At 66.7% G+C, this 23,877-nt stretch carries 39 protein-coding genes; 32 read left to right on the top strand and 7 right to left on the bottom strand.

The annotated features are described in order from the left end of the window. The 25 genes from WOA58_RS01015 (at position 1) to WOA58_RS01135 (ending at position 14,158) form a co-directional block, all read left to right on the top strand. A complete protein-coding gene (locus WOA58_RS01015; RefSeq protein ID WP_340602262.1) occupies positions 1-1,014 on the top strand; it encodes a 50S ribosomal protein L3 in 1,014 nt (337 codons plus the stop codon). Position 1,015: 1 nt separating this feature from the next. Next, on the top strand, positions 1,016-1,768 hold the full coding sequence (rpl4p, locus tag WOA58_RS01020; RefSeq protein ID WP_340602263.1) for a 50S ribosomal protein L4: 753 nt from the start codon (positions 1,016-1,018) through the stop codon (positions 1,766-1,768). Continuing rightward, positions 1,765-2,013 carry a 50S ribosomal protein L23 gene (locus WOA58_RS01025; RefSeq protein ID WP_340602264.1) on the top strand — a complete coding sequence of 83 codons (249 nt, stop codon included), beginning with the start codon at positions 1,765-1,767 and terminating at the stop codon, positions 2,011-2,013. The genes rpl4p and WOA58_RS01025 overlap by 4 nt, the downstream gene beginning before the upstream one ends. 1 nt (position 2,014) lies before the next feature. Next, positions 2,015-2,737: a 50S ribosomal protein L2 gene (locus WOA58_RS01030; RefSeq protein ID WP_340602265.1), complete on the top strand. Its 723-nt coding sequence runs from the start codon at positions 2,015-2,017 to the stop codon at positions 2,735-2,737. A gap of 58 nt (positions 2,738-2,795) precedes the next feature. Further along, on the top strand, positions 2,796-3,221 hold the full coding sequence (locus WOA58_RS01035; RefSeq protein WP_340602266.1) for a 30S ribosomal protein S19: 426 nt from the start codon (positions 2,796-2,798) through the stop codon (positions 3,219-3,221). A 10-nt stretch (positions 3,222-3,231) separates the two neighbouring features. Continuing rightward, positions 3,232-3,699: a 50S ribosomal protein L22 gene (locus WOA58_RS01040; RefSeq protein WP_340602267.1), complete on the top strand. Its 468-nt coding sequence runs from the start codon at positions 3,232-3,234 to the stop codon at positions 3,697-3,699. Continuing rightward, on the top strand, positions 3,699-4,613 hold the full coding sequence (locus WOA58_RS01045) for a 30S ribosomal protein S3 (RefSeq protein WP_340602268.1): 915 nt from the start codon (positions 3,699-3,701) through the stop codon (positions 4,611-4,613). Before WOA58_RS01040 ends, WOA58_RS01045 begins: the two co-directional genes overlap by 1 nt. Next, entirely contained in the window at positions 4,613-4,828 is a 216-nt protein-coding gene (gene rpmC / locus WOA58_RS01050) for a 50S ribosomal protein L29 (RefSeq protein ID WP_340602269.1), read from the top strand. The genes WOA58_RS01045 and rpmC overlap by 1 nt, the downstream gene beginning before the upstream one ends. Before the next feature lie 7 nt (positions 4,829-4,835). Then, positions 4,836-5,183 carry a ribonuclease P protein component 1 gene (locus WOA58_RS01055; RefSeq protein ID WP_340602270.1) on the top strand — a complete coding sequence of 116 codons (348 nt, stop codon included), beginning with the start codon at positions 4,836-4,838 and terminating at the stop codon, positions 5,181-5,183. Then, positions 5,174-5,608 carry a 30S ribosomal protein S17 gene (locus WOA58_RS01060; RefSeq protein ID WP_390220198.1) on the top strand — a complete coding sequence of 145 codons (435 nt, stop codon included), beginning with the start codon at positions 5,174-5,176 and terminating at the stop codon, positions 5,606-5,608. The genes WOA58_RS01055 and WOA58_RS01060 overlap by 10 nt, the downstream gene beginning before the upstream one ends. Then, the gene (locus tag WOA58_RS01065; RefSeq protein ID WP_340602271.1) at positions 5,608-6,006 is read left to right on the top strand and encodes a 50S ribosomal protein L14; all 399 of its coding nucleotides are present in this window, start codon (positions 5,608-5,610) and stop codon (positions 6,004-6,006) included. The genes WOA58_RS01060 and WOA58_RS01065 overlap by 1 nt, the downstream gene beginning before the upstream one ends. A gap of 4 nt (positions 6,007-6,010) precedes the next feature. Next, positions 6,011-6,367 (top strand): 50S ribosomal protein L24, encoded by a 357-nt coding sequence (gene rplX / locus WOA58_RS01070; RefSeq protein WP_340602272.1) that lies wholly within the window; start codon positions 6,011-6,013, stop codon positions 6,365-6,367. Continuing rightward, entirely contained in the window at positions 6,364-7,086 is a 723-nt protein-coding gene (locus tag WOA58_RS01075; protein WP_340602273.1) for a 30S ribosomal protein S4e, read from the top strand. The genes rplX and WOA58_RS01075 overlap by 4 nt, the downstream gene beginning before the upstream one ends. Further along, positions 7,083-7,634: a 50S ribosomal protein L5 gene (locus WOA58_RS01080; protein WP_340602274.1), complete on the top strand. Its 552-nt coding sequence runs from the start codon at positions 7,083-7,085 to the stop codon at positions 7,632-7,634. The genes WOA58_RS01075 and WOA58_RS01080 overlap by 4 nt, the downstream gene beginning before the upstream one ends. After that, positions 7,627-7,806 (top strand): 30S ribosomal protein S14, encoded by a 180-nt coding sequence (locus WOA58_RS01085; RefSeq protein WP_340602275.1) that lies wholly within the window; start codon positions 7,627-7,629, stop codon positions 7,804-7,806. Before WOA58_RS01080 ends, WOA58_RS01085 begins: the two co-directional genes overlap by 8 nt. Next, positions 7,803-8,195, top strand: a complete 393-nt coding sequence (locus tag WOA58_RS01090; RefSeq protein WP_340602276.1) for a 30S ribosomal protein S8 — start codon at positions 7,803-7,805, stop codon at positions 8,193-8,195. Before WOA58_RS01085 ends, WOA58_RS01090 begins: the two co-directional genes overlap by 4 nt. Before the next feature lie 2 nt (positions 8,196-8,197). Next, positions 8,198-8,782, top strand: a complete 585-nt coding sequence (locus WOA58_RS01095; RefSeq protein WP_340602277.1) for a 50S ribosomal protein L6 — start codon at positions 8,198-8,200, stop codon at positions 8,780-8,782. Further along, on the top strand, positions 8,783-9,547 hold the full coding sequence (locus tag WOA58_RS01100; RefSeq protein ID WP_340602278.1) for a 50S ribosomal protein L32e: 765 nt from the start codon (positions 8,783-8,785) through the stop codon (positions 9,545-9,547). Continuing rightward, positions 9,540-9,989, top strand: coding sequence for a 50S ribosomal protein L19e (locus WOA58_RS01105; RefSeq protein WP_340602279.1), 450 nt, complete (start codon positions 9,540-9,542; stop codon positions 9,987-9,989). The genes WOA58_RS01100 and WOA58_RS01105 overlap by 8 nt, the downstream gene beginning before the upstream one ends. Then, positions 9,989-10,540, top strand: coding sequence for a 50S ribosomal protein L18 (locus WOA58_RS01110; protein WP_340602280.1), 552 nt, complete (start codon positions 9,989-9,991; stop codon positions 10,538-10,540). The genes WOA58_RS01105 and WOA58_RS01110 overlap by 1 nt, the downstream gene beginning before the upstream one ends. 2 nt (positions 10,541-10,542) lie before the next feature. After that, entirely contained in the window at positions 10,543-11,181 is a 639-nt protein-coding gene (locus WOA58_RS01115; RefSeq protein ID WP_340602281.1) for a 30S ribosomal protein S5, read from the top strand. Next, positions 11,181-11,645, top strand: coding sequence for a 50S ribosomal protein L30 (gene rpmD / locus WOA58_RS01120; protein ID WP_340602282.1), 465 nt, complete (start codon positions 11,181-11,183; stop codon positions 11,643-11,645). The genes WOA58_RS01115 and rpmD overlap by 1 nt, the downstream gene beginning before the upstream one ends. Before the next feature lie 4 nt (positions 11,646-11,649). Beyond that, entirely contained in the window at positions 11,650-12,171 is a 522-nt protein-coding gene (locus tag WOA58_RS01125) for an uL15m family ribosomal protein (protein WP_340602283.1), read from the top strand. A gap of 3 nt (positions 12,172-12,174) precedes the next feature. Further along, positions 12,175-13,647: a preprotein translocase subunit SecY gene (secY, locus tag WOA58_RS01130; protein WP_340602284.1), complete on the top strand. Its 1,473-nt coding sequence runs from the start codon at positions 12,175-12,177 to the stop codon at positions 13,645-13,647. 76 nt (positions 13,648-13,723) lie between these two features. Then, positions 13,724-14,158: a Rieske (2Fe-2S) protein gene (locus tag WOA58_RS01135; RefSeq protein ID WP_340602285.1), complete on the top strand. Its 435-nt coding sequence runs from the start codon at positions 13,724-13,726 to the stop codon at positions 14,156-14,158. A 32-nt stretch (positions 14,159-14,190) separates the two neighbouring features. Here WOA58_RS01135 and WOA58_RS01140 read toward each other — a convergent pair whose 3' ends face one another. Continuing rightward, on the bottom strand, positions 14,191-15,087 hold the full coding sequence (locus WOA58_RS01140) for an ABC transporter permease (protein WP_340602286.1): 897 nt from the start codon (positions 15,085-15,087) through the stop codon (positions 14,191-14,193). Continuing rightward, positions 15,084-16,100 (bottom strand): ATP-binding cassette domain-containing protein, encoded by a 1,017-nt coding sequence (locus tag WOA58_RS01145; RefSeq protein ID WP_340602287.1) that lies wholly within the window; start codon positions 16,098-16,100, stop codon positions 15,084-15,086. Before WOA58_RS01145 ends, WOA58_RS01140 begins: the two co-directional genes overlap by 4 nt. 56 nt (positions 16,101-16,156) lie before the next feature. Here WOA58_RS01145 and WOA58_RS01150 point away from each other — a divergent pair, with 56 nt between their 5' ends. From WOA58_RS01150 to WOA58_RS01175, 6 genes are all read left to right on the top strand, one after another. Beyond that, positions 16,157-16,777, top strand: a complete 621-nt coding sequence (locus WOA58_RS01150) for a TetR/AcrR family transcriptional regulator (RefSeq protein WP_340602288.1) — start codon at positions 16,157-16,159, stop codon at positions 16,775-16,777. A gap of 51 nt (positions 16,778-16,828) precedes the next feature. Next, entirely contained in the window at positions 16,829-17,035 is a 207-nt protein-coding gene (locus tag WOA58_RS01155; protein ID WP_340602289.1) for a hypothetical protein, read from the top strand. A gap of 346 nt (positions 17,036-17,381) precedes the next feature. Then, positions 17,382-18,542 carry a TRAP transporter substrate-binding protein gene (locus WOA58_RS01160; RefSeq protein ID WP_340602290.1) on the top strand — a complete coding sequence of 387 codons (1,161 nt, stop codon included), beginning with the start codon at positions 17,382-17,384 and terminating at the stop codon, positions 18,540-18,542. A 119-nt stretch (positions 18,543-18,661) separates the two neighbouring features. Further along, entirely contained in the window at positions 18,662-19,225 is a 564-nt protein-coding gene (locus tag WOA58_RS01165) for a TRAP transporter small permease (RefSeq protein ID WP_340602291.1), read from the top strand. Continuing rightward, the gene (locus WOA58_RS01170; RefSeq protein ID WP_340602292.1) at positions 19,225-20,535 is read left to right on the top strand and encodes a TRAP transporter large permease; all 1,311 of its coding nucleotides are present in this window, start codon (positions 19,225-19,227) and stop codon (positions 20,533-20,535) included. The genes WOA58_RS01165 and WOA58_RS01170 overlap by 1 nt, the downstream gene beginning before the upstream one ends. A gap of 132 nt (positions 20,536-20,667) precedes the next feature. Continuing rightward, complete coding sequence (locus WOA58_RS01175) at positions 20,668-20,796, top strand: hypothetical protein (RefSeq protein WP_340602293.1); 129 nt, start codon at positions 20,668-20,670, stop codon at positions 20,794-20,796. Between the two features lie 2 nt (positions 20,797-20,798). Here the strand turns inward: WOA58_RS01175 and WOA58_RS01180 are convergent, their stop codons facing one another. Genes WOA58_RS01180 through WOA58_RS01190 form a run of 3 tightly spaced genes read right to left on the bottom strand, consistent with a single transcriptional unit; the run spans position 20,799 to position 22,323 of the window. Then, positions 20,799-21,167, bottom strand: coding sequence for a hypothetical protein (locus WOA58_RS01180; protein ID WP_340602294.1), 369 nt, complete (start codon positions 21,165-21,167; stop codon positions 20,799-20,801). A gap of 38 nt (positions 21,168-21,205) precedes the next feature. Further along, a complete protein-coding gene (locus WOA58_RS01185; protein ID WP_340602295.1) occupies positions 21,206-22,186 on the bottom strand; it encodes a YeiH family protein in 981 nt (326 codons plus the stop codon). Beyond that, a complete protein-coding gene (locus tag WOA58_RS01190) occupies positions 22,186-22,323 on the bottom strand; it encodes a hypothetical protein (protein WP_340602296.1) in 138 nt (45 codons plus the stop codon). Before WOA58_RS01190 ends, WOA58_RS01185 begins: the two co-directional genes overlap by 1 nt. A gap of 137 nt (positions 22,324-22,460) precedes the next feature. On the opposite strand from WOA58_RS01190, the gene WOA58_RS01195 reads away from it, so the two are divergent. Beyond that, a complete protein-coding gene (locus WOA58_RS01195; RefSeq protein ID WP_340602297.1) occupies positions 22,461-23,084 on the top strand; it encodes an adenylate kinase in 624 nt (207 codons plus the stop codon). 85 nt (positions 23,085-23,169) lie between these two features. Here WOA58_RS01195 and WOA58_RS01200 read toward each other — a convergent pair whose 3' ends face one another. Both WOA58_RS01200 and WOA58_RS01205 read right to left on the bottom strand, forming a co-directional pair. Next, positions 23,170-23,463 (bottom strand): hypothetical protein, encoded by a 294-nt coding sequence (locus tag WOA58_RS01200; protein WP_340602298.1) that lies wholly within the window; start codon positions 23,461-23,463, stop codon positions 23,170-23,172. Continuing rightward, positions 23,456-23,794, bottom strand: a complete 339-nt coding sequence (locus WOA58_RS01205) for a nucleotidyltransferase domain-containing protein (protein WP_340602299.1) — start codon at positions 23,792-23,794, stop codon at positions 23,456-23,458. The genes WOA58_RS01200 and WOA58_RS01205 overlap by 8 nt, the downstream gene beginning before the upstream one ends. Positions 23,795-23,877: the final 83 nt, after the last annotated feature.

The following is a 23,877-nucleotide window of genomic DNA, read 5'->3' on the forward strand; positions in this document are numbered from 1 at the left end:
ATGCCACAAGCAAACAGACCACGCAAAGGCTCGTTAGGGTTCGGCCCACGGACGCGCGCAACCAGCGAGGTGCCGCGGTTCAACTCGTGGCCGGACGACGACGGACAGCCAGCGCTGCAGGGGTTCGCCGGCTACAAGGCCGGTATGAGCCACGTGGTGATGGTCAACGACGAGGCCAACTCGCCCATCGAAGGCACCGAGCAGACGGTGCCCGTCACCATCGTGGAGACCCCGCCCATGCGGGCGGTCGCTCTGCGCGCGTACGAACAGACACCGTACGGACTCCAGCCCCGGACCGAGGTCTGGGCCGAGGAGTTCGACGAGAACCTCGACCGTGCCCTGGACCTCCCCGAGGAGCCCGACGGCACGGGCCGCGAGGAGATCGAGGACGCCATCGACGAGGGCGCGGTCGATGACCTCCGGGTCATCACCCACACCGTCCCCGCCGGACTGTCGAGCGTCCCGAAGAAGAAGCCCGACATCATGGAGACCCGCGTCGGCGGCGGCTCGCTCGACGACCGCGCCGAGTTCGCGCTCGACCTGCTCGAGGAGGGCGGGGAACACGACGCCAACGACGTGTTCCGCGCCGGCGAGTACGTCGACGCGAGCGGCGTCACCACGGGTAAGGGTACCCAGGGCCCGGTCAAGCGCTGGGGCGTCCAGAAGCGAAAGGGCAAACACGCCCGCCAGGGATGGCGCCGACGCATCGGCAACCTCGGCCCGTGGAACCCTTCCAGGGTTCGCTCGACGGTCCCCCAGCAGGGACAGACCGGCTACCACCAGCGCACCGAGCTCAACAAGCGCCTGATCGCGCTCGGCGAGGAGGACGAGATCAACGCCCAGGGCGGCTTCGTCAACTACGGCGAGGTCTCGGGGCCCTACGCGCTGATCAAGGGATCGCTGCCGGGCCCGGACAAACGGCTGCTCCGGTTCCGGCCCGCGATCCGGCCGAACGACCAACCGCGACTGGACCCCGAGGTCCGGTACGTCTCCACCGCATCGAACCAGGGATAACATGAACGCACACACACTCGACCTGGACGGCGAGGAGGCGGGCGAGATCGACCTGCCGGCGGTCTTCGAGACGGACTACCGGCCGGACCTGATCAAGCGCGCCGTGCTCGCGGCCCAGGACAACCGACAGCAGGACTACGGCGCCGACCCCTTCGCGGGCAAGCGCACCTCGGCGGAATCGCTCGGCACAGGAAGGGGAATGGCCCGCGTCCCCCGCTCGAACGGCCAGGGCCGACGCGTGCCCCAGGCCGTCGGCGGCCGCCGGGCACACCCGCCGAAGGCAGAAAAGGACCGCAGCACGGACATCAACACCAAGGAGCGAAAGCTCGCGACCCGCAGCGCGATCGCCGCGACGACGGACGCGGAGCTCGTCACGGAGCGGGGCCACCGCTTCGAGGAGGACGTCGAGCTGCCGCTGGTCGTCTCCGACGAGTTCGAGGAGCTGATCAAGACCCAGGAGGTCCTCTCGTTCCTCGAATCGGTCGGCCTCGGCGGCGACATCGAGCGCGCCGAGGAGGGCCGTTCGGTCCGTGCCGGCCGCGGGAAGAGCCGCGGCCGGAAGTACAAGCAGCCCAAGTCGATCCTCTTCGTCACCTCGAGCGAGGCCGGCCCCTCGAAGGCCGCGCGCAACCTCGCCGGGGTCGACGTCGCGACCGCACGCGACGTCAGCACGGAGGACCTCGCGCCGGGCACCCACGCGGGTCGCCTGACGATCTGGACCGAGAGCGCGATCGAGGAGGTGGCGGATCGATGACGATCCAGCACCCCCTCATCACCGAGAAGGCGATGAACGACATGGACTTCGAGAACAAGCTCCAGTTCATCGTCGATCTCGACGCGACCAAACCGGAGATCCGCGAGGCGATCTCCGAGCAGTACGACGTGGAGGTAACCAAAGTGAACACACAGATAACCATGAACGGAACCAAGAAGGCGACCGTGCGTCTCTCGGAGGACGACGACGCACAGGAAGTCGCCTCCCGGATCGGGGTGTTCTGAGATGGGACGGCGAATCAGAGGCCAGCGACGTGGCCGCGGCGGTTCGGTGTTCCGAGCACCCTCGCACCGGTACAAGGCGGAGCTCTCCCACCGGAAGGCCGAGGACGACGACCTGCTTCGGGGGACCGTGGTCGGCATCGAGCACGACCCCGCACGCAGCGCGCCCGTCGCGGACGTCGAGTTCGACGACGGCGACCGTCGTCTCGTGCTCGTCCCCGAGGGGATCAGCACGGGCGAGGAGATCCAGATCGGGATCTCGGCGGAGATCAAGGCCGGCAACACGCTGCCGCTGGCGGAGATCCCCGAGGGCGTCCCGGTCTGTAACGTCGAATCGAAGCCCGGCGACGGCGGTCGGTTCGCACGGGCCAGCGGCGTCAACGCGACGCTCATCACCCACGACCGCGACGCCGCGGTCGTCCAGCTCCCCAGCGGCGAGGTCAAGCGGCTCTCGCCCGACTGCCGGGCGACGATCGGCGTGGTCGCGGGTGGCGGCCGGACCGAGAAGCCGATGGTCAAGGCCGGGAGCAAGCATCACAAGATGAAGTCGCGCGGGACCAAGTGGCCCCGCGTGCGCGGCGTCGCGATGAACGCCGTCGACCACCCGTTCGGCGGCGGCGGCCGCCAGCACCCCGGCAAACCCAAGAGCGTCTCGCGGGACGCGCCGCCGGGACGGAAGGTCGGCGACATCTCGTCGCGACGCACCGGCAGAGGTGGGAACAAATGACTACCATCGGACGCGTTGCGCCCGATAGCGTCATTCGGTTCACCGGAGGTAGCAACGAATGAGTTCGTCAGATTACAGAACCGGCCAGGAGGGCGAGTTCACCTTCCGTGGTCACACGCTCGAGGAGCTGCAGGCAATGGAGCTCGAGGAAGTCGCGGAACTGCTGCCCGCCCGCCAGCGGCGGAGCATCGAACGCGGCCTCTCGATCGAGAAGCAGAAACTGCTCGAGAAGGCCGAGGAGCGGGGCCCCGAGGAGACGGCGAACGACCCGATCCGCACGCACCTGCGTGACGTGCCGATCGTGCCGGCGTTCGTCAACCTGACCTTCGAGGTCTACAACGGCCAGGAGTTCGAGCGCGTCCGGGTCGAACCCGAGATGCTCGGACATTACCTCGGCGAGTTCCAGCTCACGCGCCAGTCCGTCGAACACGGGCAGGCCGGGATCGGCGCGACCCGTTCCTCGAAGTTCGTGCCACTGAAATGAGGTGACCAGTATGGGAATCAGCTACAGCGTGGACGCGGATCCGGAGACGACGGCGAAAGCCATGCTTCGGGAGCGTCCCATGAGCCACAAGCACAGCAAGGAGGTCGCACGCGAGATCAAGGGCAAGACCGCCGGCGAGGCCATCGAGTACCTCGAAGCGGTCGTCGCCGAGGAGCGGTCGGTGCCCTTCAAATCGCACAACTCGAACGTCGGCCACCGAAACGACATCGACGGCTGGGACGCCGGGCGCTACCCGAACAAGGTCTCGAAGGCGTTCATCGAGCTGCTCGAGAACGCCGTCGGGAACGCCGATCACCAGGGCTTCGACGGCGAGGCGATGGAGATCATGCACGTCGCCGCCCACAAGGTCGGCGAGTCGCCCGGCCGGAAGCCCCGAGCGATGGGCCGCGCAACGGCGTGGAACACCCCGGAGGTCGACGTCGAACTGATCCTCGAAGACCCGGAGGAGGACAACTAATGGCAGACGAACACCAGTTCATCGAAAACGGGATGCAGCGCTCCCAGATCGACGAGTTCTTCGCGACCGAGCTCGAGCGCGCCGGCTACGGCGGCATGGAGGTCGCGAAGACCCCGATGGGAACCCAGATCGTCCTCAAGGCCGAGAAGCCCGGCATGGTGATCGGCAAGGGCGGGAAGAACATCCGGAAGGTCACGACCCAGCTCGAGGAGCGGTTCGACCTCGACGACCCCCAGATCGACGTTCAGGAGGTCGACGAGCCCGATCTGAACGCCCAGATCGTCGCCGACCGGCTCGGGAACGCCCTCGAACGAGGGTGGTACTTCCGGAAGGCCGGCCACACGACGATCGACCGGATCATGGACGCCGGCGCGCTCGGCGCCGAGATCGTCCTGTCGGGCAAAGTCACGGGCGCGCGCTCGCGCGTCGAGAAGTTCAACCGTGGCTACATCAAGCACAACGGCGAGCCCGCCCAGGAGATCGTCGACCACGGGCAGGGCACCGCCGTGATGAAGCTCGGCACGATCGGCGTCGACGTCAAGATCATCCCGCCGGGCGCACGACTGCCCGACGACTTCGAGATCCACGAGGACGCCGACGTCGAGGACCTGATCGCCGACACCGCCGACACCGACGAGGGCGTCGAGGAGCTCCTCGACGACGTCGCCGACGAGGTGCCCGAGGAGGAGCAGGTCGCCGAGACGGCCGACGCCGACGGCGAGGTCGAGGCCCCCGAGATCGACGAGGAGGTCGTCGAGGAGGAGCCCGTCGACGAGGAGATCGTCGAGGAGGTCAGCGAGGAGATCGAGGAAGAGGACGCGGCCGACGCCGAGGAGAGCGAACTCGACGAGGACATCGAGTCCGAGGCCGCCGACCTGGTCGCGGAGATGGAAGCCGAGGAGGACGATAGCTGATGGCGATCCTCCACACCGACGAGATCCGCGACATGACGCCCGCCGAGCGCGAGGCCGAAGTCGAGGAGCTCGAGACGGAGCTGCTGAACATGAAGGCCGTCAAGGCCGCGGGTGGCGCACCCGAGAACCCCGGACGGATCGGGGAGCTGAAACGCACGATCGCCCGCGTCAAGACGATCCGACGCGAGGAAGGCGATCTCGAGGACGAGGAGTAACGAACCAATGGCACTCACACCCGAGACGATCGCGCGACACGAGCTCAACGGCCTGTGCGTACGGGTCGTTGCCGCCGACAGTCCCGACTCCGTCGGGATCGCCGGCCGTGTCGTCCAGGAGAGCGAGAAGACCCTCGTGATCCGCGACGCTCGGGACAAGCGAGTGCCGAAATCGGGCACGACGTTCGAGTTCCGACTCGACGCCACAGATGAAGCCGCGGGTCCCCGCAAGGGGGCCGGGACCGCCGGGAAACACGACTGCGACCCGGCGGCCTACGTTACGGTGGATGGCGACAGACTGCTCTCACGACCCGCCCGACGCACCGAAACCACAGGTGATTCACCATGGCGATAGGATTAGACGTAGAAACACCACCAGAACCGGACGATCCGGACTATGATTACGAGAAGTGTCCGTTCTACGGCGAGCTCCCCGTTCGAGGTCAGGTCCTCGAGGGGATCGTCGCGAGCGCGGACATGGACAAGACCGTGATCGTCGAGCGAGAGTACGACGTCTTTGTGCCGAAATACGATCGGTACATGAAGCGTCGATCGCGCGTCCCGGCCCACGTGCCGGGCGTGCTCGATCACGTCTCGGTCGGCGATCGCGTGAAGATAGCAGAGACACGACCCCTCTCGAAGACCAAGAGCCACGTGCTCGTCGAGGTCACCGAGGACGAGCTCGAGCTCGGCCCCGTCGACCCGACTGAGGCGGCCGACGAGGCCGAAGGCGACGTCGAAGGGGACGTAACCACCGAAGCACAAGCGGGTGAGCAGTGATGGAGGCGCTGAAGGCCGACGTCACGAAGGGCCTCTCGAAGGGCGCGCTCATCAACTGTGCGGACAACAGCGGCGCCCGCGAGCTGAAGCTGCTCAGCGTCTCGGGCTACTCGGGCGTGAAGAACCGCCAGCCCCAGGCCGGCGTCGGTGACAAGGTCACCGTCTCGGTCACGAAGGGGACCCCCGAGATGCGCCGCCAGATCCTCGAGGCGATCGTCATCCGCCAGCGGAAATCGATCCGCCGGCCCGACGGCACGCGCGTGAAGTTCGAGGACAACGCGGCCGTCATCGTCGACGACGCGGAGGACCCCCGCGGGACGGAGATCAAGGGGCCGATCGCGCGCGAGGTCGCAGAACGCTTCGGAAGCGTCGCCAGCACGGCGACGATGATCGTATAGAACCATGAGCAAGCAACCACGCAAACAGCGAAACGACGCACAGAACGCGCCGCTGCACGAGCGACACAAGCAGCTGCACGCGACGCTCGACGGCGAGCTCCGCGAGGAGCACGAGACCCGTCGGGCCCGCGTCAACGTCGGCGACACCGTCGAGGTCATGCGCGGCGACTTCGCCGGCGAGACCGGCGAGGTCGTCGGCGTCGACCTCAAACGCGAGGTCGTCCACGTCGAGGACTGCGTCGTCGAGAAGGCGGACGGCGAGGAAGTGCCCCGGCCGCTCGAGGCGAGCAACCTCCGGATCACGGCGCTCGACCTCGAGGACGAGGTGCGCGAGGCGCGACTCTCGGGTGATAGCGAATGAGCAGACACCAGAAACGACTCTCGGTACCGGAATCGTGGCCGGTCGAGCGGAAGACAGCCAAATACACCGTCAAGGCCACCGCGGGGCCCCACGGCGAGAACGGCGTTCCGCTCCTGATCGTGCTGCGAGACGTACTGGGGTATGTCGACTCGAAGAGGGAGGCAAAGTACGCCACGAACGAGGGAGGCGTCCTCGTCAACGGCGAACCGGCCAGCGACGTCCGTCGCCCCATCGGGATGTTCGACATCCTCGGGTTCGAGGAGCGCGGGGAGTTCTACCGCGTGTTCCCCGACGAGGGCGGCCGGCTCGCGCTGACGCCGATCGACGAGGCCGACGCAGACGGCAAGCTCGGCAAGATCGTCGACAAGCGCCAGGTGCCCGGCGGCGAAACGCAGCTCCAGCTGCACGACGGGCGCAACCTGCGAGTCGACGACGCCGGGGACTACTCCGGCGGCGACTCGATCGTCATCGACTGGGACAACGAGATCCTCGCGCACTTCGCCTACGAGGAGGGTGCGCTGGTCACCGCGGTGCAGGGCCAGCACGCCGGCGAGGTCGGCGAGGTCGAGTCGATCGACGTGATCGAATCGAGCGCGCCGAACACGGTCAGTATCGTCGGCGAGGACACCGAGTTCGAGACGGTCGAGGAGTACGTCGTCGTGATCGACGAGAACTTCACCGGCGAGGAGAACGCCGTCGAGGGAGGTGAGGACGAATGAGCGAGTCCGAAGCGGAAGCCGAGGGCGAGTTCCACGAGATGCGCAAGCCGACCGTCGAGAAGGTCGTCGTCCACATGGGCGTCGGCACCGGCGGGCGCGAGCTCGCGAACGCCGAGGAGATCCTCGAGGAGATCACGGGCCAGCAGAGCGTCCGGACGGAGGCCAAATCCACGAAGCCGGAGTTCGGCATCCGCCAGGGCGACCCGATCGGCGCGAAGGTCACCCTTCGCGACGAGACGGCCCGCGAGTTCCTCGAGACGGCGCTCTCGGTCGCCGACGTCTCGGGCGGACAGTTCGACCAGACCGGCAACGTCAGCTTCGGGATCGAGGAGCACACCGAGTTCCCCGACCAGGAGTACGACCCGAACATCGGTATCTTCGGGATGGACGTGACGGTGAACCTCGTTCGCCCGGGCTACCGGGTGAAGAAGCGCGACGTCGCGTCGCGTTCGATCCCGTCGAACCACCGCCTCGACGCGGCGGCGGCGATCGCGTACCTGAACGAGGAGTTCGACGCCGAAATCGGACAGGAGGAGACGAATGAGTGAATCAGAGACCGAACACGAGACGGGCGAGCACGCCACGAAGCGGACCGGTCAGATCGAGCAGTGCCAGCGCTGTGGCCGCAAGCAGGGCCTCGTTGGCAAGTACGACATCTGGCTGTGTCGACAGTGCTTCCGCGAGATCGCCCGCAACATGGGGTTCAAGAAGTACAAATGACGACGAGTGATCCGTTCAGCAACGCGCTCTCGGGGATCGACAACGCCGAGAGTGTCGGACATCTGACGCACACGATACAGCCCGCTTCGAACCAGATCGGCTCGGTGCTCGAGGTCTTCTACGACCGCGGGTACATCGACGGCTTCGAGTTCGTCGAGGACGGCCGAGCCGGCAGGTTCGAGGTCGAACTGAAGGGAGCGATCAACGAATGTGGCCCGGTCAAGCCCCGCTACTCGGCGGGCGCCGACGAGTTCGAGCAGTGGGAGAAGCAGTACCTCCCGGCCCGCGACTACGGGACGCTCGTCGTGACGACCAGCCACGGGATCATGAGCCACTACGAGGCCCGCGAACGGGGCATCGGTGGCCAGGTGGTCGCATACGTCTACTGACAATGACACGAACAGAAGTCACACTACCGGACGAGGTCGACTGCGAGATCGACCACCTCGACGTGACGATCTCGGGGCCCGACGGCGAGGTCACTCGCCGGCTCTGGTACCCCGACGTCACCGTCTCGGTCGGAACCACGACCGAGGAGGTCGAGACCGACGACGGCGGGACCGAACAGCGCGAGGTCGACGCCGTCGTCATCGAGAGCGAGACGGAGAACGCGAAGACGAACGCCACCATCGGGACGTTCGAGAGCCACGTGCACAACATGGTTCTCGGCGTCACGGACGGCTGGGAGTACCGCATGGAAGTGCTGTACTCGCACTTCCCGATGCAGGTGAGCGTCGAGGGCGACGAAGTCGTCATCGAGAACTTCCTCGGCGAGCGCGCGCCCCGTCGGGCCGCCATCCGCGGCGACACGCAGGTGGAGGTCGACGGCGAGGAGGTCATCCTGTCGGGGCCGAACAAGGAGGACGTCGGCCAGACGGCCGCGGACATCGAGCAGCTCACGCGGGTGACCGGCAAGGACAGCCGCGTCTTCCAGGACGGCGTCTACATCACCGAGAAACCGAAAGGAGGTGTCTAAATGGCTGACAACGACGAACAGGCGACACCGTCCGAGGACGAACAGGCCGACCCAGAAGAAGCGGTCGAACTGACCGACATCAGCGGCGTCGGCGCGACGAAGGCCGACGCGCTGCGCGAGGCCGGCTTCGAGAGCGTCGAGGACGTCAAGGCGGCGAGCCAGGACGAACTCGCGGACGTCGAGGGCGTCGGCAACGCGCTCGCGGCGCGTATCAAGGCCGACGTCGGCGGCCTCGAGGTCGCCGAGGAGACCGAAGCCGAGGTCGAGGACGACGAGCCCGAAGCCGAGGCCGACGAGGCCGCGGCCGAGGACGTCGAGACCGAGCTTCAGGCCCGGGGGCTGACCGAGAAGACCCCCGAGCTCGACGACGAGGAGGCCCGCCTGCTTGGCGAGCGCCACCGGATCGGTAAACCGGCGTTCAAGCGCCAGGACTACCACAAGAAGAAGCGCACGCCCGAGTCGTGGCGTCGCCCCCGCGGCGGCCTCTCGAAGCAGCGACGGCGCTTCAAGAGCCGCGGGCCGGTCGTCGAGGCCGGCTTCCGGACGCCGACCGAGGTGCGCGGTCTGCACCCGAGCGGCTTCGAGGAGGTCCGCGTCGAGAACGCGGGCGACCTCGAGGGCGTCGACGGCGACCGACAGGCCGTGCGGATCGGCTCCTCGGTCGGCGCGCGCAAGCGCGAGCGCATCGAGGAGGAAGCCGAGAGCGCGGGCATCCGCGTTCTCAACCCCACCTACGTCGAAGTCGAGGTGAACGCAGATGAGTGACCTCAAAGCACAGAAACGACTGGCGGCCGACGTGCTCGACGTCGGGAAGAACCGCGTCTGGTTCGACCCGGAGGCCCAAGGCGAGATCGCCGACGCGATCACTCGCGAGGAGATCCGCGAGCTCGTCGATCAGGGCACCATCCAATCGAAGGAGGCCCGCGGCAACTCCCGGGGCCGTGCGCGCGAGCGACAGGAGAAACGCGCCTACGGCCACCGGAAGGGTGCGGGCAAGCGCAAAGGGAAGGCCGGCGCGCGCCAGAACGAGAAGGACGAGTGGAAGAACCAGATCAGAGCACAGCGCCGAAAGCTGCGCGAGCTCCGCGAGGAGGGCGAGCTCGACTCGACCCAGTACCGCGAGCTCTACAACAAGGCCCGCGGCGGGGAGTTCCGTAGCGTCCGGTATATGACCAACTACATCGACAACGAATACGGTGACGAATAATGGCAACAGGACCACGCTATAAGGTGCCGATGCGGCGGCGCCGCGAAGTCCGAACGGATTACCACCAGAGGTTGCGCCTGCTGAAATCCGACAAGCCCCGGCTTGTCGCTCGACCGAGCAACAAACACATCAGGGCGCAGCTGATCACGACCGGTCCCCAGGGCGACGAGACCCTGGCGAGCGCACACTCCTCCGACCTCGCGGAGTTCGGCTGGGAGGCGTCGACGGGCAACCTGCCCGCGGCCTACCTCACCGGTCTGCTCGCGGGGACGCGGGCCGTCGAGGCCGGCCTCGAGGAGGCCGTACTCGACATCGGTCTGCACACGGCGACGCCCGGCAACAAGGTGTTCGCCGTCCAGGAGGGCGCGATCGACGCGGGCCTCGAGATCCCGCACAACGACAGCGTGCTGGCCGACTGGTCTCGGACTCGCGGCGAGCACATCGCCGACTACGCAGAGAATCTCGATGAGCCGCTCTACAGCGGCGAGTTCGACGCAACGACCCTTCCCGACCACTTCGATACGGTTCGGGAGACCATCATGGAGGACTAACAATGGCACGAAACGACGGATGGGAGCCCGTGACCCGACTCGGCCGGCTCGTCCGCGACGGCGAGATCGAGACGATGGACGAGGCGCTCAACTCGGGGCTGCCGCTGAAGGAGGTCGAAGTCGTCGACCAGCTCCTTCCCGGCCTCGAGGACGAGGTGCTCGACATCAACATGGTCCAGCGGATGACCGACTCGGGTCGCCGGGTCAAGTTCCGCTGTGTCTGTGCGGTCGGCAACCGCGACGGCTACGTCGGCTACGCGGAGGGCCGCGACGATCAGGTCGGCGGCGCCATCCAGAAGGCGATCGGTATCGCGAAACTGAACATCATCAACGTCTCGCGGGGCTGTGGTTCCTGGGAGTGTGGCTGCGGTCGCCCCCACACCGTCTCGCTTCGCACGACCGGCAAGGCCGGCAGCGTCGAGGTCGATCTCTTGCCCGCACCGCGCGGGCTGGGGCTCGCGGGCGGCGAGACCGTCCGCCACGTCCTCGAGCTCGCGGGCATCGAGGACGCCTGGACCCGGTCGTCGGGCCAGACCCGGACGACGGTGAACTTCGCGAAGGCGACGTTCAACGCGCTTCGCAACACCGCGGAGGCGCGCGTGCCCGACCACGCGGCCGCCCAGCGAGAGGTGATCGAGTGATGCAGGCGATCGTTCAGCTGCGCGGCGAGGTCAACATGAGCGGCGACGTCGAGGACACCCTCTCGATGCTCAACCTCCACCGCGTCAACCACTGCGCGCTCGTCCCCGAACACGAGACGTTCCGCGGGATGATCACGAAGGTCAACGACTACGTCGCCCACGGCGAGCCGAGCCAGGAGACCGTCGAGACGCTGATCCGCACGCGCGCCGAGCCCGCGGAGGGCAGCGCCGAGATCGACGACGCGTGGCTCGCGGAGAACACCGAGTACGACTCGGTGGAGGCGCTCGCCGAGGCGCTGCTCGCCGAGGAGACGACGCTCAGAGAACAGGGACTGACCCCCGTGTTGCGCCTGCACCCGCCACGCGGCGGCCACGAGGGGCTCAAGCACGTCACCGCCGAGGGCGGCCAGCTCGGCAAACACTCGACCGAGGAGATCGACGAGCTCCTCGTCGCGATGCGATAAGACAATGACCAGCAAGAAAAACCGCCAGCGCGGCTCGCGAACCCACGGCGGGGGCACCCACAAGAACCGACGCGGTGCCGGCCACCGTGGCGGACGCGGTGCCGCCGGACGCAGCAAGCACGAGTTCCACAACTACGGACCGCTCGGCAAGCACGGCTTCAAGCGGCCCGAGAAGGCACAGGACACGATCCTCGAGATCGACGTCCAGAAGCTCGACGAGGACGCGGCGCTGTACGCCGCGGACGGCCTCGCCGAGGAGACCGACGACGGCTACAGCCTCGACGCGCGCGACATCGTCGAGGACGGCCACGAGGCCGACGCCGTGAAGGTGCTCGGCGGCGGCCAAGTGCGAAACGGCCTCGAGGTCACCGCCGACGCCTTTTCGGCGAGCGCGGTCGAGCTCATAGAGGAGAACGGCGGCGAGGCGATCGTCTCCGAGCGCGGCCAGGTCGACGAGGACGAGGAGGAGTCCGACGAGGACGAATCCAAACCGGAAGATATTGAACCAACCGCTGACGAAGCGTAATCAATGAGTTGGAAGGAAGCCGCTGAACCGGTTCTCACCCGCATGCCGGGCGTCACCCGCCCGGAGGGCCACGTCCCCTTCAAGCGAAAGCTCGGGTGGACGCTTGGCGTGTTGCTCGTCTACTTCTTCCTGACGAACGTCTACCTCTGGGGGATGCCCGAGGCCCAGGCGGGTCAGGACATCTTCGGCCAGTTCCGGTCGATACTGGCCGGCGAGCAGGGGACGCTCCTGCAGGTCGGGATCGGCCCGATCGTCACCGCCAGCATCGTCCTGCAGCTGTTGGGCGGTGCCGGACTGCTCGGGTTGGACACCAACGACCCGCGCGATCAGGTGCTCTATCAGGGCCTCCAGAAGCTGCTGGTGATCGCCATGACCGCCCTGACCGCCTTCCCGATGGTGTTCCTGGGCGGCTTCCTTCCGGCCAGCCCCGAGCTCGCCGCGGCCTACGGCGAGACGACGATCCAGACGCTCATCTTCGCACAGGTGTTCATCGGCGGCGTCTTCATCCTGTTTCTCGACGAGATCGTCTCGAAATGGGGCGTCGGCAGCGGGATCGGCCTGTTCATCATCGCCGGCGTGAGCCAGCGCCTCCTCGGCGGGCTGTTCGCCTGGGGCGGGCTGCCCGGCGATACGGGGATCATCCCGACGTGGTTCTCGATCGTCTTCGGCGCGACCGAGTTCCCCTCCCTGCTGACCAGCGAGGGCATCCAGGAGCTGTTCCTCGGACAGGGCGCGCTGCTGGCGATCATCACGACGGTGTTCATCTTCGCGGTGGTCGTCTACGCCGAATCCGTCCGCGTCGAAGTGCCCCTTTCGCACGCCCGCGTGAAGGGCGCCCGGGGGCGGTTCCCGGTGAAGCTCATCTACGCGAGCGTCCTGCCGATGATCCTCGTTCGGGCCCTGCAGATGAACGTCCAGTTCATGGGTCGGATCCTCGAGTCCCAGTGGGCGGCGATGCCCGCGTGGCTCGGTACCTACGACGGTCAGGGCCAGCCCACGAGCGGGCTGTTCTACTACCTGAACCCGATCCAGGCCCCCGAGGAGTGGATGTGGTGGCTGGGCGAGGCCGCCCAGGCGCCCTGGCAGATCATGCTCCGGGTGGGGATCGACCTCACCGTGATGATCGTCGGTGGGGCGATCTTCGCGATCTTCTGGGTCGAAACCACGAACATGGGCCCGGAGGCGACCGCGAAGCAGATCCAGAACTCGGGGATGCAGATCCCCGGCTTCCGCCAGAACATCGGCGTCTACGAGAAGGTTCTTGAACGCTACATCCCGCAGGTGACGGTCATCGGCGGGGCGCTGGTGGGCCTGCTCGCTGTGATGGCGAACATGCTCGGCACCATCGGTGCCGTCTCGGGCACCGGGCTGCTGCTCGCGGTGTCGATCACCTACAAGCTCTACGAGGAGATCGCCGAAGAGCAGATGATGGAGATGCACCCGATGATGCGCGAGATGTTCGGCGGCGGCCGGTAGCGACCGGCTCCGTCCCCGATTTTCCTCCCTTTCCCCGATCGAGAGGCTAAACTGATTGCTCCCCCGATGAACGACCATGAGCGGTCGCCACCGGCTGACCAGCGTCGACACCGTCGAGGAGGAGGGGACCTGGCTGTTCACGGTCCGTGACGAACACGGCGAGGATACCGAGGTACTCCTCGTCCTCTGCCGGGACCCCGACGGGGACGGGATCGAAGCGTGGGTCAACAGCTGCACTCACGAGTCACAGGAGCTCTACCGCGAAGGCGTCGGCACTGTGGTCCGCGATGGCGGGATCGTCTGCCCGAAACACGGCTCGATGTTCGACGCCTGCTCGGGCCACTGCGACAACGGCCCCGCGGCCCAGACGACGCTGCCCTCGGTCGAGGTGAGCGTCGAGGGCGGGCAGGTCTACCTCACCGACGACGACGCCCGGTTCCTGAAGCAGGGGCCGAGCAGCGACGACGATAGCGACGACGGCCCGAACTCGACCTCCCATCTCCGGCTATAGGAAGTCCGACTCGGGGAACCATATACGAGTCCTCAGCTGACTTGCGAGCTCGAGGCGCGGTTCAGATAGCGGATCGCCACCGCCCCGAGCGCGAGATCGAGCGCGAGCAGGATCGCGAGCGCCGGAACGAGCGTGTCCCAGACCCCGCCGAAGGTCGAGACGTCGATGACGGTCAGGACGTCCTGGCCGAGCATCAGCGCGCGGACCGCGTCGACGCCGTAGGTGATCGGGTTGACCGTCGCGAACGCCTGCACCCAGCCCGGCAGTGCCTCGACGGGCAGGAACGCGCTGGAGACGAACAGCAGCGGGAACTGCAGCAGGTTCGCGCCGATGATGGTCGACTCCTGATCGCGGGTGATCAGCGCCACAATGTTCGAGAACGCCGTGAACCAGATCGCGAAGACGATCGTCACCCCGATGATCCCGAGCACGCCCAGCAGGCCGGTCTCGATGTAGGTGCCGACCTCGCCGCCGGTCTCGAACCACAGCAGGACGTAGCCCAGCGCGAGGATGATCACCGTCTGAACGACGATCCGGACGACCTCCGAGAGCGCCTTCCCCAGGAACATCGCGCCGCGGCTGATCGGCGAGACGAGCACCTTCTCGAACATTCCGCTCTCCATGTCGTCGACCAGCCCGATGCCGGAGCCGGCGGCCGCGACCAGCGCCGACTGGATCACGATCGCGGGCACGAGGAAGGTGATGTAGCTGATCTCGGCGCCGAGCGCCCCCTCGAGGGCGTCGCCGGTGACTTGTCCGAACACGGCGGTGAAGAGGACGAGAAAGACGATCGGCTGGACCAGCGAGGAGACCACCACGAACGGGTTGCGCGTGGTCTTGATCAGCCAGCGCTTGAGGTTGATCCAGACGTCCGCGAGAAAGCCGTTACCCGCGGCCGTCGGGTCCGACCCGCCGTCGAGCGTGCTCATCGGCTCGCCTCCAGCTCGGCCGCGTCGTCGCCCGTCCCGGCAGCCTCGCCGTCCTCGCCATCGTCGTCGGCCGGCTCGCCCGTGATCGCGAGGAAGACGTCGTCGAGCGTCGGCGAGCGGACGTCGAAGCCGACGACGGTAAAGCCCGCGTCCCGGAGCGCGACCAGCAGATCGGTCCCCGACCGGCGCGCGGCCTTGGAGGTGACGCTGATGCCGTCCTCGGTGGTCTCGATGGCCCCCTCCTCGAACAGCCCCGACTCCGCCGCGATCCGGCGGGCCCGCTCGCGCTCCTCGTCGCTCGCGTCCTCGATGGTGATCTCGAGGACGTCGCCGCCGACCCGCGACTTGAGCGTCTCCGGGGAGTCGGTCGCGACGATCTCCCCGTCCTGAATCACCGAGAGCCGGTCACAGAGCTGGTCGGCTTCCTCCAGATACTGGGTGGTGAGGAAGACCGTCGTCCCCTGGCGATTGATCTCCCGGAAGTACTCCCAGAGGTCGATCCGGGCCTTCGGGTCGAGGCCGGTCGTCGGCTCGTCCAGGAAGACCAGCGGCGGGCGATGAACCAGCGCCATCGCCACGTCCAGGCGCTTTTGCATCCCGCCCGAGAAGCCCTCGGAACGTTTGTCGGCGACGTCCGCGAGATCGACGAGGTCGAGCAGCTCGTCGATCCGATCGGCACGCTCGCTTCGGGGGACGCCGTAGGCCTCGCAGGCGAACCGGACGTTCTCGCGGGCGGTGAGCTCCTCGTCGATGCTGGTCTCCTGGGCCATGTAGCCGATCGAGGCCCGCACCGATCGGGGCTCCTCGACGACGTCGAACCCGTTTACGGTCACCGACCCCGCCGTCGGGTGCAACAGCGTGGTCAGCGTCTTGATCGCCGTCGTCTTCCCGGCGCCGTTGGGCCCCAGAAAGCCGAAGAACTCGCCCTCGGGGACCTCGAGGTCGACCCCTCGAACCGCCCTCGTCCCGTCCGAGTAGGTCAGCTCGACGCCCGCTGCCGCGATAGCGTTCATCGAACTACCGAAGCGGATCCGAGCGTATATAGCTGTTGAATGAATATTCAACCAGTATGCCGCCACGGACCTTCAACGGAGACCCCGAGGGGACCCGCGAGGAGCTGATGCAGGCGACCTACCGGGCGCTGCGCGAGCACGGGTACGCGGACCTGACGATCGAGCGCATCGGCGAGGAGTTCGAGAAGAGCGTCTCGCTCGTCTATCACCACTACGGCGGGAAGGACGAGCTGCTCGTGGACTTCCTGGGGTTCATGCTCGAGGAGTTCGAGGCCGCCTCCGACGTCGACGACGACGCGGACCCCCGCGAGCGGCTGTGGACGGCGCTCGACCGGGCCCGATCGGGCCCCCTCGACGAGGACGCCGAGTTCACGAGCGCCCTTACCGAGCTGCGGGTTCAGGCCGCCCACGACCCGGCGTATCGCGAGCAGTTCGACCGGACCGACCGACTCTTTCGCGAGCGCTACGCCGAGATAATCCGGTCGGGCATCGAACGGGGGGTCTTCCGCGAGGTCGATCCCGAGTCCGTCGCCGACCTGCTGGTGACGACGGTCGACGGCGCCATCCTCCAGGTGGCGACGACCGATCGACCCGTCGACCCCGCTCTCGACGAGCTCGAGGCGTACGTCCGGACCCGATTGCTCGAAGACGGGGTCGACGATCGCTCCTCCTCGTAGTCCCTCGTCGTCGGTTTGAAGGGCCGTCGTCCCCTCGATTCGAGGGTTCACATGAAACCCGCACCACGCGTCGACCCCTGGGTCGTGAAGCTGCTCACGGCGTCCCTCGTCGTCATCGCCCTCGCCCTGGTCGCGATCGTCGTTCTCCTGTTCGTCGCGCTAGGGGAGCTGAGCGATCTCGTCGAAGCGATCGAGGGCGTCGGACTGACGATCTCCGTATTCCTGACGGACGCTATCCACTGCCCGTCGACCGGCTGAGCATCTCCTTGGACGGACGAGACCTAAACCGGGGGGAGGAACGGGGAAGACCGAGTTCCGGATAGCCGGAGTTGTTTCCAGTCTAGTAAAAACGGCCTTCTATCGCAAGCCCGCGTTGTTTTGTCTTTTGATGGTAAATATCTAACCGGAACACGATACTGATCGACCGTAGCGGACGGGGGTGTCGTATTATGACTCACAGCATACGATGGGGCTGGATGTCATCCGCTACTCATCAAACATTATTATGGTCACTAATCATCAGAGGCAGAGCAGTATTGAAGGGGAATCATCCAACGAAAATCCGAGCCGACGAACGTATCTCCGTTCGGCGGGCGGGGCCACGTTGGCCGCGGTCCTGGCCGGCTGTCTGAGCGGTGTCGGCGACGAGGAGGAGGGTGGAAACGGCGGTGGCGGGGAGGCGGAGTTCACCGTCGGGGAGATCGCGAACGAGGAGAACAACTGCATGGGCTGTGTCTCGCCGACGCCATCGTTCGAGCTGCCCGATCGGATCGACGAGGAGTCGGACGGTTCGGTGACGATGAACCTCCAGCCCGAGAACCAGGTCTGTGACACCACGGACTGTGGGTCGAACGTCGAGAGCAACGTCATCGCGGCGGGATACGCTTCGATCGGGAACTCCACGGCCTTCTTCCCCGAGAACCAGATCTGGCTCGTCCCGTACACGTTCCCCTCGCGCGAACAGCTGTCCTATACGCTGTTCCACGAGGAGTCCTGGGAGAACTACTGGGTGCCGTTCGCCCGGAAGTACAACGTCATCCCGTTCTACACCTGGACGCCGGAGCTACGCCAGGTAATGATCTCGGAGGACGCGACCGAGGAGCTCGACGGCGAGGAGCTCAGACGGCCCGAGCAGCTAGAGGGGCTGACGATCCGCCGGACCGAATCGCGCGTCGCGGACGTCTCGCTGTCGACGTGGGGCGCGAGCCCGACCGAGGTCTCCTGGGAGGACACCGTTCAGGGGATGGAGACCGGCGTCATCGACGGGCTGGAGACGTGGTCGTCGGTCGCCATCGGAGCCGGTATGGGCGAGGTCATCGACCAGGTCGTCGACATCGATTTCAAATGCGGTCAGGGCGTCCTATGGGCGAACACCGACTGGCTGCAGGGCCTCTCCGAGGACCAGCGCGGGGCCATCGCCGACGCCACGCGGGACATGACCGAGGAGGCCGTCCATATCGCCGACGACGTGATCGACGAGCGCGTCGGTCAGCAGGACCCGCCGCCGGAGGGATCGTCGTGGGACGAGCTGGACGTCACGGTGAACATCCTCGACGACGACGAGCTGGCCGCCTGGCAGGAACCGCTCGACCCCCAGGAGAACCCGGACCTCTGGGAGCCCGAGCGGGACCTGATGGAGGAGCTCGAGGCGCCCGACGACTTCTACGACACCATCTACGAGACCGCACGTGAGGACGAGGCGCCCGACTCCCCCGAGGAGTTCACGATCGACGCGTGGTGGGACGACTATCTCGATGAGATCTGATCGCTGTTACCTATGCCGTTCCCGGAACGACGCCGGGTCGAGAGGTCGGGTATGGTCCGGTCGAGTATCGTCGGACGGGGAACGGCCCCGCCGGACGAACGACGCCAGCGAGGATAGGAATGTCTAGCTCGAGCACGACGGGGTCTATCGGGACGCGGCTACCGAACTGGGCGCTGTACCTCGAGAAGTACTTCGAGGGCAGCGTCGCGCTGTTGTTGTTGACCGTGATCCTGGTCACTACCTTGATCGACATCACCGGCCGGGCGCTCATCGGCTGGACGATCGACTGGGGGTTCGAGGTCGCACAGGGGCTGTTCGTCTGGATAGCCTGGCTGGGGGCCTCCATGGGGGTGCGCCACGAGTCGTATTTCCGGTTCACGCTGCTCAGGGGAAAGCTCTCCCGCCGGGGTGACTACCTGATGTACGTCGTCGAGTGGACGCTGTGGCTCGTCGTCATCGGCGCGATCTACTGGTACTCGATCCCCGAGCTCTATCAGGTGCTCAGCTCCGGGCGCGTGATCGTCGGTACCGAGAACGTACTCCAGGCGTACTTCTACCTCGCGGTGCCGGTCGGTACCGGGCTGATACTGCTCCGGGTGTTCCAGCGGGCGGTCGTGAAGACTCTCGCCTACCGGCGCGGCGAGGAGATCCGACCGGATCCGAAGATCGGGGTGCGTGATTGATGCTCCCCGAGTTCGTCCTCCAGTCGGCGATCCCCTTCGAGATCGCGATACTGCTCGTGACGGCGCTCAGCATCCTCCTGTTCGCGCTGGGCGTCCAACTCGTTCTGGCGTTCGGGCTCTGGGTGGTGGCGTTTCACATCCTGGTCCCGGCGTTCCCGATCCAGAACATGTCCATCACGGCCTTCAGCGAGCTGGAATCGTTCACCTACATCGCGATCCCGCTGTTCATCCTCGTCGGCGACCTCTTCCGGAAGGCCGACGTCTCGGCCGACATCATCGCGTTCTCGCGGGCCTGCTTGGGCTGGCTGCCCGGCAGCACCGGCAACACCGTGATCGGCACTTCGGCGGTCTTCTCGGCGATCACGGGGTCGAACGCGGCGACGACGGCCTCGGTCGGCCAGGCGCTCTACCCCTCGATGGAGGAAGAGGGCTACGAGCCGTCCTACGCCGCGGCGACCATCGCAGCCGGCGGTACCATCGGGAGCGTCCTCCCGCCGAGCATCATGCTCATCGTCTACGGGGTCACGTTCGGCGTGTCCGTCCCGGCACTGTTCATCGCGGGCGTCGTCCCCGGGCTGGCGATGCTGGTGATCCTCGTCAGCATCAACGTCTATCTCTCACAGAAGAACGACTACGGCGTCGACACCGATGAGTACTCCTTCGACGGGCGCGACGTCCTTGAGACCACTTGGAGGGCGAAGATCGGTCTTGGCGCGATCGTGATCCTTCTGGGCGGCATCTTCGCCGGGATCTTCACGCCCGCCGAATCCGCGTCCGTCGCCGTGTTGTACGTCCTCGTGACGGCCATCGCTACCGGTCGTCTCAGGAGCCTCGGCGAGATCGTCAGGGCGGGCTATACGTCGCTCGTCCTGCTGGGCGTGTTGATGCCGATCATCGTCATCGCGGTGCTCGTCCAGCAGAACCTCTCCTTCCTCGGCCTCCAGGGTGCCGTTTCGGGAGCCGTCCTCTCGCTTGGCTCGCGCTGGCTGATCATCGTCGCGCTCGTCGCGATCGTCCTGATCGCCGGGCTGGCGCTGGCGTCGATCCCCAACGTCGTCCTCACGGCGCCGCTGTTGACGCCGGCAGCCCTCGAGATCGGCCTCGACCCGGTCACCTGGGGCGTCATCTTCATTCTGGGCGACGCCATCGGCTTCATCACGCCGCCCTATGGGCTGAACCTCTACATCATCAGCGGCCTGACGGAGATCGACTACATGGTCGTCGCCTACAAGGTGCTGCCGTTCCTCGTCGGGCTGCTGGCGCTGTTGTTCCTGCTCATCTCGTTCCCCTGGCTCAACTTCCTCGCCTGACCGCCCCCCTTCCCGCTCGTCCTTACTCGATCCCTATCGGGCGACGGCGCCGTCCGGGGGACCCCCCTCACGTCGTTCCCATGGGATTCTAGCCGGCGCATAGTAAAGAATCAGGTATACTATGTGTACTGTATGACCCTACGAGGCGACGCAGTCGACCGGATCTCGGCGTACTACCGATCGGACGGGCTCGAACTGCGTGACGCGAGCTCCTCGGAGGCCTGGCTGTTCGCCGCGGACCCCGTCGAGATAGAGCAGTAGGCTCAGACCTCCGTCGCCCACGCGACGTAGCCCTCCGGGCGGTCGTAGACCTCGCGGAAGCATCGCTCGAGGAACCCCGCGATCCGCTCCTCGTCGGCGTAGGTCTGGACCCGGACGTTCGTTCCCTCGACGTTCTCCGGACTGGCCATCCCCTCGATCGAGAAGGCCGAAAAGTCGTTCAGGAGGGCCTCGAGTCGGTCGAGCTCCGCGTCGGTGCAGTCGAGGTTCACCACGTCCTCCCCGACCTGGATCCACGTCGTCTCGTCGGCCTCGAGCGTACAGAACCCGCTGTCGCGGGTCCGGTGGGCCTCGATCGCCTCGGCGAACAGCGCGCGGCGGTCCGCTTCGGTGTCGGCGTCGAATCGGGTCATGCCCCCGGCTACGGGAGCCACCCTGAAAGGGCGCCCGACTACAGGACGGCCCGGACGGCCAGCAGCGTCACGAGGCTGATCAGACAGAACGCCGACAGCACGATCGCGATCGGCGTCAGCCCGCTCTCGCGCATCCGTCCCGGCCGGATCTCCGTGCCGAGCCCGACGAACGCGAGCACGAACAGCCAATCCGAGGTCCTGCCGATGGCGGCGAGCGAGTCGGCGGTCAACACGCCCGCGTTGGCGATCGCGGCCACGAGCAGGAAGCCGACGAGGAACTTCGGGAACTGGAGCCAGAGGCGTTTCACGCCGGGGTCGTTCGCCCGCTTGGTCGCATAGCCGATCGAGTAGGCGACGACGACCGCCCCCAACAGCGTGTTCCGTGCGAGCTTCGTCACCGTGGCCCACTGACCCGCCTCCGCGGAGTGGGCGAAGCCCGCCGCCGCGACCGGGCCGGTGCTGAACATGCTCAGGCCGGCCCAGACGCCGAACTCCCGCCCGCTCAGGCCCAGCAGGTCCCCGAGGACGGGATAGACCACGAGGGTGATCGCGTCGAAGAGGACGATCGTCGCGGCCGCGTAGGTGAGCTGGTCGCTTCGCGCGTCGACGACCTGCCCGACCGCCGCGACCGCCGAGACCCCACAGATGCTCGTTCCGGCCGCGAGCAGCGAGGCGGTCCGATCGCGCAGTCCGAACGCCCCGCGGGCGATCCCCTCGACCAGCAGGAGGCTAAAGGCGACCGTCCCGACGACCAGCGCGATCACCCGGGAGCCGGCGCCGATCAGCTCCTCGATCGCGATCGACGCCCCCAGCAGGACGATCCCGGTCTCCAGGAAGAGCTTGTGGTTCTCGACGCCACGGACGGCCCACGCCGGCACCCCGAGGAGGTTGCCGAGCAGGACGCCGAGAACGATCGCCAGAACGAGGTCGTTGACCCCGAGCAGCGCCGCGAGGCCCCGGGCTAGCAGGGCCACGGCGAGCAGCGTCACGAGTCCGGGAAGGTGTTGCCGCAATCCCATCAGATCGCCTGGCGAAGCCACTGGAGGGAGACGAGGGCGAGTCCGAGCAGGACCGCCTGCCAGCCCCGGTCGAGCCGGGCCCAGCGGGCGCTGGCGCGCGCCCAGAGGTCGGATCCGACGTTCGATCCCGGTACCATTCCGTGTCGTACCCTCCCGCGTCACCGACTTCACCGTGTCGCTTCGCCCGGCGATGGTTGCCGGAAACTGGGGCGACTTCCGGGGGCTGCGGCGGACTCCCTGTATCTCTTTAATGCTGGAACCGGGAGAGGGGGATATGGCACAGCCACAGATCCTGATCGTCGGTGCACCGGGGGCAGGGAAGGGGACACAGAGCTCGAACCTCGCGGAGGAGTACGGGATCGAGCACGTGACGACGGGCGACGCGCTGCGCGCGAACAAGGACGTGGAGACCGAACACGGCACGCCACGCGAGTACATGGAGGACGGGGAGCTCGTCCCCGACGAGGTCGTCAACGAGATCGTCCAGGAGGCCCTCGAATCGGCCGACGGCTACGTGCTCGACGGCTATCCGCGAAACGAGTCCCAGGTCGAGTACCTGGAAGGGATCACCGAGCTCGACGTCGTGCTCTACCTCGACGTCCCCGAGGAGGAGCTGGTCAACCGGCTGACGGGCCGCCGGGTCGACCCCGAGACGGGCGAGAACTACCACACGGAGTACGACATGCCCGCCGACGAGGAGGTCCGCGACCGGCTCGTCCAGCGCGACGACGACACCGAGGACACGGTCAAGGAGCGCCTCCGCGTCTTCGAGGAGAACACCGAGCCCGTGATCGAACACTACGAGGACCACGCAGGCTTCGTTCGGATCGACGGGGAACAGAGCCCCGACGAGGTCTGGTCCGAGATCAAGGGCGCGGTCGACGAACGCGTTGAGTAGCGTTCACCGATCGAGGACCGACTCCATACCGTCCACGAACGCTTCGCTTCTCGCGGCGATCGCCTCTATATCGACGTCAAGTTCGCTATGCCCGTAGTCCGCGTCGTTCCGAAGGTCCCGCATCCTGTTCAGGAACCGCCCGTCCGAGGATGAGGCGTCGGCCGATCGAACGATCTCTCGACCGAACAGCCTCGTGACGGCAGCGTAGAGTGCTCGGGTCGTAGCCGTTCGCGTACAGTACCGCCTGTGCGGCGTGAAAACAGGCGTAGTACAGTCGGTTGACGATCGCCTCGTCGCTCCCGCCACCTTCCCGAAGCGTGTTCGCGTCTTCGAGCGCCGTTCTCGATTTTTCCATCTCCTCGGCGGCGTGCTCACGCATACGCGATGCCCTCGTCCGTCACTCGTCGGACGAACGGATGGTCACACCGCTCCTCGAATCGGCTGCGCTTTTGGGAGTGGACGCTGATCGCGACGTCGTGGTCGATCATGACTTCGTACGCGAGATCACGCAGTTCGTCCTCGGTCTCCCTTCGGTCCACCTCGTCCGACAGCACGACGAACAGGTCCGCGTCCGAGTCCCGTCCCCTCGCCTCCCCGCGTGCGACGCTCCCGAACAGGTAGATGGATTCGATGCCTTCCGTTTCCCGCTCGTGAACTCGCTCAACGAACTCCTCGACCGCCGCCTCGTGGATCCCGTCGTCGGTGCTCATGGCCCGATGTAGGCGTCCGAGTCGAATAAGTGTGCCCGGGTGGGAAGAACAGGTTGATTAGCCACGATTTCCTACCTCCGGCC

This window comes from Halalkalicoccus tibetensis (genome assembly GCF_037996645.1).
Taxonomy (GTDB): domain Archaea; phylum Halobacteriota; class Halobacteria; order Halobacteriales; family Halalkalicoccaceae; genus Halalkalicoccus; species Halalkalicoccus tibetensis.

Excerpts from the sequence above, each read along its gene's own strand:
- WOA58_RS01205 (WP_340602299.1), bottom strand. The coding sequence starts at position 23,794 with ATGAGCACCGACGACGGGATCCACGAGGCGGCGGTCGAGGAGTTCGTT.
- WOA58_RS01180 (WP_340602294.1), bottom strand. The coding sequence starts at position 21,167 with ATGACCCGATTCGACGCCGACACCGAAGCGGACCGCCGCGCGCTGTTC.
- WOA58_RS01090 (WP_340602276.1), top strand. The coding sequence starts at position 7,803 with ATGACGACGAGTGATCCGTTCAGCAACGCGCTCTCGGGGATCGACAAC.
- WOA58_RS01165 (WP_340602291.1), top strand. The coding sequence starts at position 18,662 with ATGTCTAGCTCGAGCACGACGGGGTCTATCGGGACGCGGCTACCGAAC.
- rpmC (WP_340602269.1), top strand. The coding sequence starts at position 4,613 with ATGGCGATCCTCCACACCGACGAGATCCGCGACATGACGCCCGCCGAG.
- WOA58_RS01065 (WP_340602271.1), top strand. The coding sequence starts at position 5,608 with ATGGAGGCGCTGAAGGCCGACGTCACGAAGGGCCTCTCGAAGGGCGCG.
- WOA58_RS01140 (WP_340602286.1), bottom strand. The coding sequence starts at position 15,087 with ATGAGCACGCTCGACGGCGGGTCGGACCCGACGGCCGCGGGTAACGGC.
- WOA58_RS01100 (WP_340602278.1), top strand. The coding sequence starts at position 8,783 with ATGGCTGACAACGACGAACAGGCGACACCGTCCGAGGACGAACAGGCC.
- rpmD (WP_340602282.1), top strand. The coding sequence starts at position 11,181 with ATGCAGGCGATCGTTCAGCTGCGCGGCGAGGTCAACATGAGCGGCGAC.
- rpl4p (WP_340602263.1), top strand. The coding sequence starts at position 1,016 with ATGAACGCACACACACTCGACCTGGACGGCGAGGAGGCGGGCGAGATC.
- WOA58_RS01025 (WP_340602264.1), top strand. The coding sequence starts at position 1,765 with ATGACGATCCAGCACCCCCTCATCACCGAGAAGGCGATGAACGACATG.
- WOA58_RS01190 (WP_340602296.1), bottom strand. The coding sequence starts at position 22,323 with ATGGTACCGGGATCGAACGTCGGATCCGACCTCTGGGCGCGCGCCAGC.
- WOA58_RS01170 (WP_340602292.1), top strand. The coding sequence starts at position 19,225 with ATGCTCCCCGAGTTCGTCCTCCAGTCGGCGATCCCCTTCGAGATCGCG.
- WOA58_RS01030 (WP_340602265.1), top strand. The coding sequence starts at position 2,015 with ATGGGACGGCGAATCAGAGGCCAGCGACGTGGCCGCGGCGGTTCGGTG.
- WOA58_RS01150 (WP_340602288.1), top strand. The coding sequence starts at position 16,157 with ATGCCGCCACGGACCTTCAACGGAGACCCCGAGGGGACCCGCGAGGAG.
- WOA58_RS01115 (WP_340602281.1), top strand. The coding sequence starts at position 10,543 with ATGGCACGAAACGACGGATGGGAGCCCGTGACCCGACTCGGCCGGCTC.
- WOA58_RS01125 (WP_340602283.1), top strand. The coding sequence starts at position 11,650 with ATGACCAGCAAGAAAAACCGCCAGCGCGGCTCGCGAACCCACGGCGGG.
- WOA58_RS01200 (WP_340602298.1), bottom strand. The coding sequence starts at position 23,463 with ATGCGTGAGCACGCCGCCGAGGAGATGGAAAAATCGAGAACGGCGCTC.
- WOA58_RS01075 (WP_340602273.1), top strand. The coding sequence starts at position 6,364 with ATGAGCAGACACCAGAAACGACTCTCGGTACCGGAATCGTGGCCGGTC.
- WOA58_RS01095 (WP_340602277.1), top strand. The coding sequence starts at position 8,198 with ATGACACGAACAGAAGTCACACTACCGGACGAGGTCGACTGCGAGATC.
- WOA58_RS01175 (WP_340602293.1), top strand. The coding sequence starts at position 20,668 with ATGACCCTACGAGGCGACGCAGTCGACCGGATCTCGGCGTACTACCGA.
- WOA58_RS01085 (WP_340602275.1), top strand. The coding sequence starts at position 7,627 with ATGAGTGAATCAGAGACCGAACACGAGACGGGCGAGCACGCCACGAAG.
- WOA58_RS01135 (WP_340602285.1), top strand. The coding sequence starts at position 13,724 with ATGAGCGGTCGCCACCGGCTGACCAGCGTCGACACCGTCGAGGAGGAG.
- WOA58_RS01060 (WP_390220198.1), top strand. The coding sequence starts at position 5,174 with ATGGCGATAGGATTAGACGTAGAAACACCACCAGAACCGGACGATCCG.
- WOA58_RS01145 (WP_340602287.1), bottom strand. The coding sequence starts at position 16,100 with ATGAACGCTATCGCGGCAGCGGGCGTCGAGCTGACCTACTCGGACGGG.
- WOA58_RS01155 (WP_340602289.1), top strand. The coding sequence starts at position 16,829 with ATGAAACCCGCACCACGCGTCGACCCCTGGGTCGTGAAGCTGCTCACG.
- WOA58_RS01015 (WP_340602262.1), top strand. The coding sequence starts at position 1 with ATGCCACAAGCAAACAGACCACGCAAAGGCTCGTTAGGGTTCGGCCCA.
- WOA58_RS01055 (WP_340602270.1), top strand. The coding sequence starts at position 4,836 with ATGGCACTCACACCCGAGACGATCGCGCGACACGAGCTCAACGGCCTG.
- WOA58_RS01045 (WP_340602268.1), top strand. The coding sequence starts at position 3,699 with ATGGCAGACGAACACCAGTTCATCGAAAACGGGATGCAGCGCTCCCAG.
- rplX (WP_340602272.1), top strand. The coding sequence starts at position 6,011 with ATGAGCAAGCAACCACGCAAACAGCGAAACGACGCACAGAACGCGCCG.
- WOA58_RS01185 (WP_340602295.1), bottom strand. The coding sequence starts at position 22,186 with ATGGGATTGCGGCAACACCTTCCCGGACTCGTGACGCTGCTCGCCGTG.
- WOA58_RS01105 (WP_340602279.1), top strand. The coding sequence starts at position 9,540 with ATGAGTGACCTCAAAGCACAGAAACGACTGGCGGCCGACGTGCTCGAC.
- WOA58_RS01110 (WP_340602280.1), top strand. The coding sequence starts at position 9,989 with ATGGCAACAGGACCACGCTATAAGGTGCCGATGCGGCGGCGCCGCGAA.
- WOA58_RS01040 (WP_340602267.1), top strand. The coding sequence starts at position 3,232 with ATGGGAATCAGCTACAGCGTGGACGCGGATCCGGAGACGACGGCGAAA.
- WOA58_RS01080 (WP_340602274.1), top strand. The coding sequence starts at position 7,083 with ATGAGCGAGTCCGAAGCGGAAGCCGAGGGCGAGTTCCACGAGATGCGC.
- WOA58_RS01035 (WP_340602266.1), top strand. The coding sequence starts at position 2,796 with ATGAGTTCGTCAGATTACAGAACCGGCCAGGAGGGCGAGTTCACCTTC.
- secY (WP_340602284.1), top strand. The coding sequence starts at position 12,175 with ATGAGTTGGAAGGAAGCCGCTGAACCGGTTCTCACCCGCATGCCGGGC.
- WOA58_RS01195 (WP_340602297.1), top strand. The coding sequence starts at position 22,461 with ATGGCACAGCCACAGATCCTGATCGTCGGTGCACCGGGGGCAGGGAAG.